This is a genomic window from Flavobacterium sp. C3NV (assembly GCF_046825355.2).
GTDB lineage: Bacteria > Bacteroidota > Bacteroidia > Flavobacteriales > Flavobacteriaceae > Flavobacterium.
In genome coordinates, this window is record NZ_JBKQBJ020000002.1 from 460,106 (window position 1) to 473,363 (window position 13,258).

Consider the following 13,258-nt stretch of genomic DNA (forward strand, 5'->3'; position numbering starts at 1 on the left):
ATAACGATAAAAACAGATTTTCATTTTATTAGGGAATTCAGATTTAAGATGTTTATCAGCAAATAAATTATATTTTTTTAACCTTATTAAATCTACTATTATGAAAATCGCTACCATTATTGTCCGCGTTTTAATTGGTCTTTTATTGCTTTTTGCTTCGATAAGTTATTTCTTTCATCTGGCACCTGAACAGGAAACAACAGGAAACTTTAAAGCTTTTAATGTTGGTTTAATGGCCTCTACGTATATTATGCCTTTAGCAAAGTCGATTGAATTGCTTTGCGGAATTGCTTTTGTAACCGGGCGTTATGTAACATTGGCCAATATTTTGATCTTACCTATTACGGTAAACATTTTGTTCATCAATTATTTTTTAGCTCCGGAAGGTTTACCAATTGCGGTTTTATTGTTCCTGGCTAACTTATTCTTGATTTACAGATATTGGGATAATTATAAATCAGTTTTTACCAGATAATCTTTATATTTAAAATACAGAAACCCGATACTTTCTTGAGCATCGGGTTTCTTATTTAATAAAGACTCAACGTTATAATCTCTATTAATTTGCCTTATTGTGTTCTGTCCAAACCAGATCTGTTACTTTATAACCAATATCCTGAGCTTTAATCAGGTAGTCTGCTTTTATACTTTCCGGCATTGTAGTTTCTCTTGAAAGTAACCACATGTATTTTAAATTTTCACCGGCAACAAGTGCATACTTGTAATTTTCATCAATAGCAATTACATTGTATCCGGCATAAAAAGGACCAAAAAATGAGACCTTAAGCATACCAATATTGTCTTTTTTGACAAATTTGGCTTTTCCTATGCTTTCTTCCCATTTGTCTTTTTTGACATTGTAGCCCTTATTATCTACTCTTATCGTTCCGTTATCGTTTAAAGAATATTCGGCTGTGACATTGTTGAGATCTTTTTCATACTTAAAATCCAGTCTGGCAATTTCGTACCATTTTCCTAAGTATTTCGATTTGTCAAAATTAGTGACTGCTTTTGCTTTTTCCGGAATTGTCGCTCCACAGGAATAAAGCGCAAGTGCAACTCCTGCCCCAATAAGAACCGGAGCTATATATCTATTTTTCATAATATTATCTTTTAGACTTGTAAAGATAACCTGAGAAACCTAAATTTAATTTACAACATTTCTATCTGATTTTATATTTTTTCTGCTACCAATATATAATCTCTCCGAGATATAAAATTTATATGTTATGCTTTAAGTTCATTCAACTCCGTTAGGAGTTTAATATTGGTAGGGAAAAAAAAGTGGTTGATAAAAGTATCCCGTAGGGACAGCATAAATAAAACAATAAAAAACCGCCAATCCCAAAAATATTGGAATGGCGGTTTTAAATTATGATGTCCGTAGATTATACGTGTAAAGCTCTATTATCTGTAGCGGCCAATGCTGCTTCTTTTACCGCTTCCGCGAAAGTTGGATGCGCATGGCTCATTCTTGAAATATCTTCAGCAGACGCTTTGAATTCCATTGCTGTAACTGCCTCAGCAATTAAATCAGCTGTACGTGCTCCAATCATGTGAACTCCTAAAACTTCATCAGTTTTAGCATCAGCAATGATTTTTACAAATCCGTCAAGATCTCCACTAGCTCTTGCACGACCTAATGCTTTGAAAGGAAAACTTCCCACTTTATACTCCGTTCCTGAAGCTTTTACCTGCTCTTCAGTTTGTCCAACTGCAGCAACTTCCGGCCAAGTGTACACTACACCAGGAATTAAGTTATAATCGATATGTGGTTTTTGACCTGCTAAGATTTCAGCAACCATAGTTCCTTCTTCCTCTGCTTTATGTGCCAACATTGCTCCACGAACAACATCTCCAATTGCGTAAATATTTGGAACATTTGTTTGTAAATGATCGTTTACTTCAACTTGTCCTCTGTCTGAAATTTTTACTCCTGCTTTGTCAGCGTTCAATCCGTCTGTGTACGGACGACGACCAACAGAAACTAATGAATAATCTCCTTCAAGAGTGATTGTTTCTCCTTTTGCATTTTCAGCCTGAACTACAACAGCATCGCCGTTTCTTTCTACTGATTTTACTTTGTGAGAAACGTAGAATTTCATTCCTTGTTTTTTCAACACTTTAGTCAATTCTTTAGACAAAGAACTATCCATTCCAGGAATGATTCTGTCCATGAATTCCACTACAGAAACCTGAGCGCCTAAACGTAAGTAAACTTGTCCAAGCTCAATTCCGATAACTCCACCACCAATAATTACCAAGTGTTTTGGAACTTCTTTTAAAGCCAAAGCTTCAGTAGAAGTGATGATTCTTTCTTTATCGATTTTGATGAACGGTAAAGAAGATGGTTTTGAACCTGTAGCGATTACAGCATATTTAGTTTCGATAGTTTCTGATGTTCCGTCAGCTTTTGCAACTGCAATGTGCGTTGCGTCTACAAAAGAACCTAAACCATTAAAAACAGTGATTTTATTTTTATCCATTAAGTAGTTGATTCCACCTACGGTTTGATCTACAACGGCTTGTTTACGCGCGATCATTTTCTCTAAATTGATTTTTACATCTCCCGAAACCTCGATTCCGTGATCTGCAAAATGAGCAATTTCTGCATAATGATGAGAAGAAGATAATAATGCTTTTGAAGGGATACAACCTACGTTAAGGCAGGTTCCGCCAAGAGAGTTATACTTTTCTACAATTGCTGTTTTGAAACCTAATTGTGCGCAACGAATTGCTGATACATATCCGCCAGGACCTGAACCTATAATGACTACGTCAAATGAACTCATAGTTTGTAAATTTTATTTTTAGCGATACAAAATTAAGGAATAAAGTTTTGTTTAAAGTTTAAATGCCAATGTTTTTTGTGTGAAATTTTGGGTTTGTGTTTTGCCACGAAGACTCTAAGACACGAAGTTTTTTTACAATGCGAATTTTACCGCAAAGAGCGCTAAGATTTACGCAAAGGTTCGCAAAGTTTTATTTAAGTTTTTGCTAAGCAAAGTTAAGAACACAAAGCAAGCAACCTAAAACTTGATACCTGAAACCCAAAAACCTTTGTCGCTCTGAAACTAAAAACTTAGAACCTTAGCAACTCAGAACCTTAGTATCTTTAAAAAATCACCGTCGAATTCTTCACTTCGCTAATCATAAACATACTTTGCGTGCTGCCAATGTGTTGCAAAGAGGTTAATTTAGTTACTAAAAATTCCCTGTATTCTTCCATATCTTTTACTAATACTTTCAGGATGTAATCGTAATCGCCGCTTACGTGATGGCATTCTAAGACTTCGTTGAGTTTGATGACTTCGCTTTCGAATTTGGTTAGGAATTCTTTGGTGTGTTGAATGAGTTTTAAATGGCAGAAAACTACAAATCCTTTATCTATTTTGGTTTTATCTACTAATGCTACGTAGTTTTTGATAATTCCTTCGCGCTCTAACTTTTTGATGCGTTCGTAAACTGCGGTTACTGACAGATTCAGTTTTAAGGATAATTCTTTGGTTGTTTTTTTACTGTCGGTTTGTAATAAAACGAGGAGTTTTTTATCTGTAGCGTCTAATGTCATTTTTGATGATTTTAGGAAATGAAAGAAAATCTATCGATTTGGTATTTCTAAATCAAATTTAGATAAATAATCTTTACTAAATCATTATATAGTTTTAAAATCTAATTATAAACTTTATGATTGATTAATTTTCTTAATAAACGTTATTTTGAATAGGATTTCTTTTGAAAACAGGTTTCATAGCCCAGATTGTAGAGGAAAGCCCGGAGTAAAAAAGGCAAAAGTTTCCTGGTCTAAAAAAGCGACCAACGGAAGCTCTTTTTAGACCATTGGAAACTTTGCCTTTTTTATGTCCCGATAGCTATCGGGATGAAACGGAAAGCTGGAAATAGCTCCTGATTAAAATCAAATCCCAAATTTTAAATTCCAAATTCCAATGAAAATATCAATGACAAACTCAATTTCAAATAACAACAAACGATAAACAACAAACCACAAACAATAAACTATATGAAAAACTTTAACCCAGCAGATAAAATTCAGGATTTGCAATACTTTGGGGAATTTGGGGGTGTGAATCCTTCGATTTCTGATTCTTCGACTTACACTTTTCTTTCGGCAAAAACGATGTTCGATACTTTTGAGGGAAATATGGAGGGCTGTTATTTGTATTCGCGCCATTCTTCGCCTAGTAATTTATATCTGGATCAGGCTTTGGCAGCGATGGAAGGCACGGAAACGGCAAATGTTTCAGCTTCGGGAATGGGCGCGATTACGCCTACTCTATTACAATTGTGTGGCGCGGGCGATCATATTGTTTCAAGCCGAACTATTTATGGCGGAACGTATGCTTTTTTGAAAAATTTTACGCCCCGTTTTGGCATTGAAACGAGCTTTGTAGACATTACAAAACTGGATATTGTAGAAGCTGCGATTACACCAAAAACGAAAGTTTTGTATTGCGAAACGGTAAGTAATCCGTTATTGGAAGTAGCTGATATTGCTGGTTTGGCAAAGATCGCTAAAAAACATAATTTGAAATTAGTGGTGGATAATACCTTTTCGCCTCTGTCTGTTTCTCCAGCAAAATTAGGCGCTGACATTGTGATTCATAGTTTGACAAAATACATTAACGGAAGCAGCGATACGGTTGGTGGTGTGACTTGTGCTTCGAAAGAATTTATCAATGGGCTGAAAAACGTAAACTCCGGCGCGAGTATGCTTTTGGGGCCAACGATGGATAGTTTACGATCAGCTTCGGTGATGAAGAATCTTCGTACGTTGCATATTCGTATCAAACAACACAGTCATAATGCGCATGTTTTAGCTGACAAATTCGAAAAAGACGGACTTAAAACGGTTTATCCGGGATTGAAAAGTCACCCGAGTCATGAATTATACAAAACGATGATTAATCCTGAATATGGTTTTGGAGGAATGCTGACAATTGACGTTGGTACTTTGGAGAAAGCCAATGAATTGATGGAATTGATGCAAGCCAGAAATTTGGGTTATTTGGCGGTAAGTTTAGGGTTTTACAAAACGCTTTTTAGCGCGCCGGGAACTTCGACTTCGAGTGAGATTCCGCTGGAAGAACAACACGAAATGGGTTTGACGGATGGTTTGATTCGTTTTTCGATTGGGTTGGATAACGATATTGAGCGTACTTATGAGATGATGAAGGCTTGTATGGTGGAATTAGGGGTTCTATAGGTTTATTTCAGAGAGATTCCCGGAGAGTTTTCACAGAGATGCACTAAGTTATTTCACGCAGATTTTAAAAGATTGAAGCAGATCAACGCAGATTTATTTATTATTGTAAGCCTAAAAAAAAATCTATTTCAATCTGCTTAAATCTGCAGACCCGAGCGACAGCGAACAGGCGAAGCAATCTGCGTGAAACAAAATCATATTAATCCTCTAATCTGTGGCAAAAAATAAAAAGCCGTTCTGAAATCGATCAGAACGGCTTTCTCATTTATAATTTATAATTCACAATTAATAATTATCTATGCTTCTGCAGGGAAATTAAGTTTACTGTTTTTTCTACTGTAGGTAAAGTAAATCACAAGTCCGATTAGTAACCAGATGGTGAAATAAATCCAGTTCCAAACGCTTAATTCTGCCATCATGTAAAGGCAACAGATTAATCCTAAAAGCGGAATTAAAGACAGATTTTTTCTGAAAGCCCAAACGGCTAAACCAACTAAAACGAAAAGGAATATCCACATTGGGATTTTGTGTTTGAATAAGCTAAAACCTGATTCGTATTTTAAGGAATCACTGATTGGCAATCCTTTTACAACCTCAGCGTATTTAGCATCGTTGTCTTGGTATTGACTTAGTAAATGTTCTAAATCGGCAGTTTTTGCGGTTTTATTTTGAACATCGATACTTTCTAAATAATTGAAAACTCTCGCTGATTGTTCTTTGTCGAGAGAGGTAATAATCGTCGTTGCATCGTTTGTTTGTGCATCATTATTTATAAAAGCCATTGTCGCTTTACTGTTGAAGGCGAAAGCATAATACAATCCGGCAATCATTAAAACAGGCAAGATAAATTTGGAATTTACATAAGGTGTTTTGAATTTCCCTCTTGGAATCTCCGGTTTATTTTGTAAAACCAAAACTCCTGCACAAACCAATACAAAGGCAAATAATGTCCCAATACTACATAAATCCGTAACCATCGTCAGGTTCAGGAACAAGGCTGGAACTGCAACAACAAAACCGGTTACAATAGTTGCAAATGAAGGTGTTTTGAATTTTGGATGCACAGTAGAAAATTTCTTTGGCAATAAACCATCACGGCTCATACTCATCCAGATACGAGGTTGTCCCATCTGGAAAACCAAAAGAACGCTCGCCATAGCCACTACAGCACTTACGGCTATAATTCCTGACATCCATTTAAGGTTTAATTTATCGAAAACAAACGCCAGAGGATCTCCAACATTTAGTTCGTTATAACGCACCATTCCGGTTAAAACCAAGGCAATGGCAATATATAAAATAGTACAAATAATAATCGCCCACATCATACCACGTGGTAAATCACGTTGCGGATTTTTACATTCTTCGGCAGTTGTTGAGATCGCATCGAAACCAATATAAGCAAAGAAAACGGCTGAAACTCCTTTTAAAACACCACTTACTCCATTTGGTGCAAACGGATCCCAATTGGCTGTATCTACATAAAATACTCCAACTGCAATTACTAAAAGTACGATACAAAGTTTTACAATCACCATTAAGTTACTTGCGTTACGAGATTCTTTCATACCTCTGTAAACCAAAGCGGTAATTAAAACAATGATGAACAATGCCGGCAAATCGGCAACGAAATGGAAAGATCCAATTGTTGGCGCTGTTGTCCAGGCTGTATACGCTTCCTGTAAACCTCTACCCAAATTGTCGTATGATTTTCCGCCCTGCATTAAAGCTGTGGCATCTTTGAATCCGTTTGAAGCGGTTAGATAATCCATCTGAATCCATTGCGGGAGATGAATTCCGCCACTCTGGAGCAGTCCGGTAAAATAATCACTCCACGATATGGCGACCGTTATATTCCCAACTGCATATTCCATGATTAAAGCCCAGCCTATTATCCAGGCGATTAGTTCTCCAAAAGCAACATACGAGTACGTATAAGCACTTCCTGAAACGGGAACCATTGAGGCAAATTCGGCGTAAGCAAAGGCCGCAAAACTACAGGCTAATGCTGTAAATAAGAACAAGAAAATAACCGCTGGACCACCGTCAGCACTGGCTTTTCCGATAGTACTAAAAATTCCGGCTCCTACAATAGCAGCAATCCCGAAAGCAGTTAAATCTTTGGTCGTTAAATGTTTTCCTAATGCATTATGACCGTCTGCTTCGTTTTTTGCAACTTGTTTCAGAATATCTTGTACCGTTTTTTTTCGGAATAAACCTGATAATGCCATATATGGTTTTACTTTTAAAATTAATTTAAATCGGTGTTTGCGGTTTTATTTTGCAAATAATGCAAAAATTATCCTGATTTCAAATATATAAAACGATTTTGTTTTATCAGTGAATTATTTTTGCCACGAAGGCGCTAAGTCACAAAGTTTTTTTTTGCACGCGGGTTTTAACTGGTAAAACGGATTAACGCGGGTTTCTTTTTAGTCTTTGTCAAAAAAAATCTGCTAAATCTGCCAAATCTGCGAGAGAAAAAATTTAGCCACAGATTAAAATGATTAACACAGATTATTTTAATATGAATTTCACGCAGATTTAAAATGATTTAAGCAGATGTGCGCAGATTAATTTATTAAATCTAAATTAAATCTGCTTTAATCTGCAGAATCTGCGTGAAGCAAAATCATTTTAATCCTGTAATCTGTGGCAAAACCTTTCCATACAGATTTATAAATAAAAAATCCGTGTTCATCCGCGTTTTCACGAAGTGAATCCGTGTCATCCGTGTGCCATCTCTCAACGTAGACAGCTTCTTAAAATACTAACCGGATGTTGTGCTTCTCTACTAGTTCCGTCATAAATTTGATGGCGGCAACTGGTTCCTGCGGCAGCGATTTTTACATTTTCGGCGGTGGCACGCACTTTTGGGAATAAGGTATCCTCTCCCATTTGCATGCTTACCTGATAATGTTCTTTTTCGTAACCAAACGATCCTGCCATTCCGCAACAGCCTGAATTGTAAATTGTAACTGTATTATTCGTTGGTAAATTCAACATCGCGAAAGTCGCTTCAACCGAACTCAATGATTTTTGATGGCAATGTCCGTGAATCTTGATTTCTTTCTTTTCTTCAGAGAATGAATCCGGTTTTATTTTTCCGTCGATGATTTCTTTTTTAAAGAATTCTTCGATGGTAAAAGCACTTTGCGACACTTTTTCGGCAGCTTCTTTATCATCAGCCAAACGCAAATACTCGTCTCTAAAGGTCAGAATTGCCGAAGGTTCGATACCTATTAATGGCGCTTTCGCGGAAATTAAATCCTTAAAGATATTTACGTTGATGTTCGCAATCTTTTTGGCTTCTTCCAGGAATCCTTTTGATAAATAGGTTCTTCCGCTTTCTTCGTGATCAACGATTAGCACTTCGTAACCCAATTTTGTCAATAACTCAAAAGCGTCGATTCCGATGTTTACGTCGTAATAATTCGTGAATTCGTCATTAAACAAATACACTTGACCGTTTGGGAAATCGCTTTTTTGCGGTTTATGATTCTCGTACCATTTTTTGAACGTCTTTTTTGCCAAAAGCGGAACTTGTCTTTCAGGTGCAATCCCCATGCTTTTTTTAACCAAAGATTGATTCGAAATAAAGTTGGTGATGGACGGAAACTTACTTCCCATTTTATTCAGTTTTGCGTTGTGGGCAAAAATCTTATTTCGCGTCGAGAAACCGTTTGCTTTTTGGTATTGGTATAAAAATTCAGCTTTAAGAGTTGCAACGTCAACATTACTCGGACATTCGCTGGCACAGGCTTTACAACTCACACACAACTCAAAAACTTCGTAAAGTTCTTTCTGGTCAAATTTATTTTCTTTCTCCGAATACGTCAAATATTCACGCAACGCATTGGCTCTCGCACGCGTTGTTTCTTTTTCGTTTTTGGTCGCACGATAACTCGGGCACATTGCTCCTCCTGCAGATGGCAATTTTCGGCAATCGCCAGATCCGTTGCATTTTTCGGCAGCGCGCAAAATGCCTAAACTGTCTGAGAAATCCTGAAACGTTTTAATATCCGGTTCTACCCTGCCCGAAACTACACGATGGTTTTCATCCATCTTTAAAGCGTTGACAATCTTCCCGATATTCAAAACCGAATTCGGGTCAAACGCTAATTTGATTCTTTTCAGTAATTCATAATTCGTTTCGCCAATCATAAACGGAATAAACTCGCCGCGCACAATTCCGTCGCCGTGTTCACCACTTAGCGAACCTCTGTATTTCTTCACCAAAATCGCCACATCTGTCGCGATGGTTCTAAATAATTTTAAGTCAGATGTTTTCTTCAAATTCAAAACCGGACGCAAATGCAATTCTCCCGCTCCGGCATGCGCGTAATAAATCGCACCTTGTCCGTGACGTAACATCATTGCCGAAAACTCCGCAATATAAGCTGGTAAATCGCTCAACTCAACGGCAGTATCTTCAATAGAATCGGCTGCTTTGTCGTCTCCAACAATACTTCCTAAAAGTCCGAGACCCGCTTTTCTAAGTTCGTTTACTTTTTCAATATCGGCTCCGTAAATTTTTACGAGCGCGTAACCAAAATTATTTTTTTCTAAATCGGCCACTAAAGCATTTGCTTGTCTTTCTGCATCTTCAGGATCATGCGAAGCCACTTCAAACATCATAATTGCTTTGGGTTCTCCAACCAAAAAGAATCTATTTTTTACATGTTCTCTGCTTGTTTTGGTACAATCTAAAATCGTATCGTCGATCATTTCTGCTGTGTACAAATGATGTTTCATTGCTACCACAACAGATTCCAGCGATTCCTGAATGCTGTGATAATGCGCCACGACCATAATATTATTCGCAGGCGGCAAATCGTCAACTTTTAAAGTAATTTCATAAGTAAAAGCCAAAGTTCCTTCGCTTCCGCAAAGTAATTTCCCCACGTTTATTGTTGGTTCCGTTCCGCCAAATAAATCCGATTTTAAGAGAATATCAACGGCATAACCTGTATTTCGCCTGTGAATTTCCGGTTTCGGAAACTCTTTTATAATTTCGTCCTGCGTTGCTTTTACCGAAAGTTCATCGTAAAGGCTTTTGTATATTTTATTTTCTAAAGTATTTCCTTTGGTTTTCTCCATAAATTCAGCCGAAGTAAGATCCTTAAAAACTACTTCAGATCCATCGCTCAAAAGTCCTTTGATTTCTACAATTTTATCGCGCGTTACACCATATCTGATAGAAGTTGTCCCGGAAGAATTATTCCCCACCATTCCGCCAATCATACAGCGGTTTGTAGTCGAAGTATTCGGACCAAAAAATACGCCGTGAGGTTTCAGAAACAAATTCAGTTCGTCGCGAATCACACCGGGCTGCACCGTAACTGTTTTTTTAATCGGGTCAAAATTCAGGATTTTGGTGAAGTTTTTCGAAACATCGACCACAATTCCGTCACCAACCGTTTGTCCGGCAAGCGAAGTTCCGGCCGTTCTTGGCGTAATTGAAATTTTATGCTGAGCAGCAAACCTGATTATTTTACTAATATCTTCGATCGTTTTAGGCACAGCAACCGCTTTGGGTCTAATCCTGTACACCGAAGCATCTGTCGAATAAAGCGTTTTATGAAGATCATCGTATAAAAGTGTGCCTTCGAGCGTGCCGGCGAATTGCTCTAACTGAGATTGGGTCAACATGTAAATGGTGCGTTTTAAAAAAAATATTTCCTCAAAAACTGAGACAACAAATATAAATATATAGCATCGTAAAATGGTACAAATTGGCAATTTATGTAATCGCTTCCCTCATATTTTATAAAATTAAAGACTAATTCTGTAAAACGCAGAAATGCGGAAATCACTAATTTTAAGATTTTACATTTTTACGCCTTTTACAATTATGGAAAATTTTCTGCAAGATGTCTTCAAACATTTAGAAACCTATTATTACAGCATTGTCGATCTTACACCAAAATTTATTCTCGCCGTCGCCGTAATTCTCGTCTCCTGGTTTATCGCAACCCGCGTAGGTATTTTTGCCGGAAACCGACTCAAAGTAAGAATGCACGACCGACTTTTGGCGACTTTTATTGCCCGCCTCATAAAATCTGTCCTTATTATTATTGGCGTTCTCATCATGTTCAAGATCATTGGTCTTGACGGAATCGCACAAAGTATGCTTGCCGGTGCCGGAATCTCGGCTTTTGTGATTGGTTTTGCGCTTAAGGATATTGGCGAAAATTTCCTTGCCGGAATTCTGCTCGCCTTCAAACGTCCGTTTTCTATTGGCGATATTATCGAAAGCAACGGCGTAAAAGGCGAAGTCATCAACCTTAACCTTCGTGATACCGAAGTCAAAAGCGACTCGAAAATTATTTATATCCCCAATGCACTTTTAATAAAAAATACGCTCATCAATTACAACAACGCCGGATTTCTCCTGCAGACTTTTACCGTAGGACTCGAATTTGGCTCTGATTATAATCGTGCTATCGAACTCGTAAAAGAAGTTCTCGAGAGCAACGACGATGTAACCGACAAAGATCATAACGATTCGGCTATAATTACCGATGTCACCGCCGGCGTAGCTCAACTCAACATTCGCTACTGGGTGCAAACCGGTACTGCAACCAACAAAGCCGAAAACCGCTCCAAAATTATTTCTGAAGTGCTAAATGCTTTAAAAGAAAATGAATTCGTACTTAAATAAGGTTCTGAGACACTGAGATACTAAGATACTGAGAAGCTAAGTTTCTGAGATTTCTGCTTTACGCGATTGTCGTCATCCTGGGCGAAGTCGAAGGCTTTTGAAAACATAATGCTTCTTCTGTTTTGGAATTTGGAATTTGAGATTTAAAAATTAGAATTTATAATTGTCATCCTGAGCGAAGTCGAAGGCTTTTGAAAACAAAACTCAAACATTATCGAAAACGCAAAATTGGAATTTGGAATTTTAATTAGGAGCTATTTCCTGCTTTCCTTCCAATCTTTTGTGTCCGCCGCGGCGGACACAAAAGGATTTTCCCTCCCATCAGGGCTAGGGCTTTAGGTTTCATAAGAAGTTTTGTTGTAAAATTAATTGACAAGAAATAGTTACCCGGCAATGCCCTTCAATATTTACAATCCCTACTTACAGCACTTTACTTTGTTTTGTTGACAGTGTAAATTCCGCCCACAAGTAAAATGATGCCCAGTCCTAAATAAAGGTATCCCTGTTGTTTACCGGATTCGTTTGACGCATTAATTTTTAGTCCTAATAAATTGATTTCTTTTGTATTATCAGCTATTTTGTTGATACCTATATATCCCACACCGAGACTAATAACGATTAGAATTATTCCTATTATTTTTGATGGATTCATGTTTTTTGAATTTAATTGTTTCTCTAATTTAAGAAAAATATTTTTCAATCAGACTATAATATTCATTTTATCCTAATTGATTAGCGAAATAGTGGGTAGTAAATCTATGTGTTCTTTTGGTGCTCGATTGCATTGAGGGCTCTTTTTCATAAGAAGGTTTTATTATTTTGAAATTTAAACACTCAATAAAAACAAATCTTCCCAGACATCTACATAATCTCCATTTTCAGCAATCAAAAGTCTGGTTCCTGGTGGCAAGCCTAAATAAGGAAGTATCAACGGACAATAATCCTCTAAATACTCTGCATGCATTGGTTTAAAAAAGTTATCATCTTCTAAATATTCTCCTGACCAGATGTACCAGCCATTTGTACCTCCTTCAATAGGAAGTCGCAATGCGTGTATTGGCATTGTTTTACTTTTTTCTTTTATATCTAAAGTGATTCCAACTTTAGATGCATCTCACAAGATTCAAATTTAAACTCATATTTACTACAAATATCTTGTTGAATTTTTATAAATCCATTTTTGACATTAATTATTATATACATTCTGAAGTTCACATAAGCATCTCGCCTGATTTAATTTGCGCGCACTAGCGGGACACTCTTTATGGGCACTGATTGCAAATAACGCTATCGGAGTAAGGAAAACCGTAAATTAAAATTAAATCAAATAGTTAACTTTACTTTTCAATATATATATAACATAAAAAATT

Annotated in this window: 10 protein-coding genes; 3 read left to right on the forward strand and 7 right to left on the reverse strand. The window is 37.0% G+C overall.

Annotated features, from left to right (window positions below; translation table 11 throughout):
* The first annotated feature begins 100 nt into the window (after positions 1–100).
* Positions 101–475, forward strand: a complete 375-nt coding sequence (locus ACIDC4_RS04905) for a DoxX family membrane protein (RefSeq protein WP_412041994.1) — start codon at positions 101–103, stop codon at positions 473–475.
* A gap of 84 nt (positions 476–559) precedes the next feature.
* Here the strand turns inward: ACIDC4_RS04905 and ACIDC4_RS04910 are convergent, their stop codons facing one another.
* The 3 genes from ACIDC4_RS04910 to ACIDC4_RS04920 form a co-directional block, all read right to left on the reverse strand.
* Complete coding sequence (locus ACIDC4_RS04910) at positions 560–1,102, reverse strand: lipocalin family protein (RefSeq protein ID WP_412041995.1); 543 nt, start codon at positions 1,100–1,102, stop codon at positions 560–562.
* A 286-nt stretch (positions 1,103–1,388) separates the two neighbouring features.
* Positions 1,389–2,792, reverse strand: coding sequence for a dihydrolipoyl dehydrogenase (lpdA, locus tag ACIDC4_RS04915; RefSeq protein WP_072964517.1), 1,404 nt, complete (start codon positions 2,790–2,792; stop codon positions 1,389–1,391).
* A 323-nt stretch (positions 2,793–3,115) separates the two neighbouring features.
* Positions 3,116–3,571, reverse strand: a complete 456-nt coding sequence (locus ACIDC4_RS04920) for an Lrp/AsnC family transcriptional regulator (RefSeq protein ID WP_133509395.1) — start codon at positions 3,569–3,571, stop codon at positions 3,116–3,118.
* 450 nt (positions 3,572–4,021) lie between these two features.
* On the opposite strand from ACIDC4_RS04920, the gene ACIDC4_RS04925 reads away from it, so the two are divergent.
* Positions 4,022–5,224 (forward strand): aminotransferase class I/II-fold pyridoxal phosphate-dependent enzyme, encoded by a 1,203-nt coding sequence (locus ACIDC4_RS04925; RefSeq protein ID WP_412041996.1) that lies wholly within the window; start codon positions 4,022–4,024, stop codon positions 5,222–5,224.
* Positions 5,225–5,520: 296 nt separating this feature from the next.
* Here the strand turns inward: ACIDC4_RS04925 and ACIDC4_RS04930 are convergent, their stop codons facing one another.
* Both ACIDC4_RS04930 and ACIDC4_RS04935 read right to left on the reverse strand, forming a co-directional pair.
* Positions 5,521–7,455 carry an amino acid permease gene (locus ACIDC4_RS04930; protein ID WP_412041997.1) on the reverse strand — a complete coding sequence of 645 codons (1,935 nt, stop codon included), beginning with the start codon at positions 7,453–7,455 and terminating at the stop codon, positions 5,521–5,523.
* 514 nt (positions 7,456–7,969) lie between these two features.
* Positions 7,970–10,876, reverse strand: a complete 2,907-nt coding sequence (locus ACIDC4_RS04935; RefSeq protein ID WP_412041998.1) for an FAD-binding and (Fe-S)-binding domain-containing protein — start codon at positions 10,874–10,876, stop codon at positions 7,970–7,972.
* Positions 10,877–11,078: 202 nt separating this feature from the next.
* Here ACIDC4_RS04935 and ACIDC4_RS04940 point away from each other — a divergent pair, with 202 nt between their 5' ends.
* On the forward strand, positions 11,079–11,888 hold the full coding sequence (locus ACIDC4_RS04940; protein WP_412041999.1) for a mechanosensitive ion channel family protein: 810 nt from the start codon (positions 11,079–11,081) through the stop codon (positions 11,886–11,888).
* A gap of 430 nt (positions 11,889–12,318) precedes the next feature.
* Here ACIDC4_RS04940 and ACIDC4_RS04945 read toward each other — a convergent pair whose 3' ends face one another.
* A complete protein-coding gene (locus ACIDC4_RS04945; RefSeq protein ID WP_412042000.1) occupies positions 12,319–12,540 on the reverse strand; it encodes a hypothetical protein in 222 nt (73 codons plus the stop codon).
* Between the two features lie 174 nt (positions 12,541–12,714).
* Positions 12,715–12,984: an immunity protein Imm33 domain-containing protein gene (locus ACIDC4_RS04950; protein ID WP_488381129.1), complete on the reverse strand. Its 270-nt coding sequence runs from the start codon at positions 12,982–12,984 to the stop codon at positions 12,715–12,717.
* Between the last annotated feature and the right edge of the window lie 274 nt (positions 12,985–13,258).

What these genes read in the sequence shown, in the direction of transcription:
- ACIDC4_RS04940 (WP_412041999.1), top strand. Translation starts at nt 11,079, where the DNA reads ATGGAAAATTTTCTGCAAGATGTCTTCAAACATTTAGAAACCTATTAT.
- lpdA (WP_072964517.1), bottom strand. Translation starts at nt 2,792, where the DNA reads ATGAGTTCATTTGACGTAGTCATTATAGGTTCAGGTCCTGGCGGATAT.
- ACIDC4_RS04945 (WP_412042000.1), bottom strand. Translation starts at nt 12,540, where the DNA reads ATGAATCCATCAAAAATAATAGGAATAATTCTAATCGTTATTAGTCTC.
- ACIDC4_RS04920 (WP_133509395.1), bottom strand. Translation starts at nt 3,571, where the DNA reads ATGACATTAGACGCTACAGATAAAAAACTCCTCGTTTTATTACAAACC.
- ACIDC4_RS04905 (WP_412041994.1), top strand. Translation starts at nt 101, where the DNA reads ATGAAAATCGCTACCATTATTGTCCGCGTTTTAATTGGTCTTTTATTG.
- ACIDC4_RS04910 (WP_412041995.1), bottom strand. Translation starts at nt 1,102, where the DNA reads ATGAAAAATAGATATATAGCTCCGGTTCTTATTGGGGCAGGAGTTGCA.
- ACIDC4_RS04935 (WP_412041998.1), bottom strand. Translation starts at nt 10,876, where the DNA reads ATGTTGACCCAATCTCAGTTAGAGCAATTCGCCGGCACGCTCGAAGGC.
- ACIDC4_RS04925 (WP_412041996.1), top strand. Translation starts at nt 4,022, where the DNA reads ATGAAAAACTTTAACCCAGCAGATAAAATTCAGGATTTGCAATACTTT.
- ACIDC4_RS04930 (WP_412041997.1), bottom strand. Translation starts at nt 7,455, where the DNA reads ATGGCATTATCAGGTTTATTCCGAAAAAAAACGGTACAAGATATTCTG.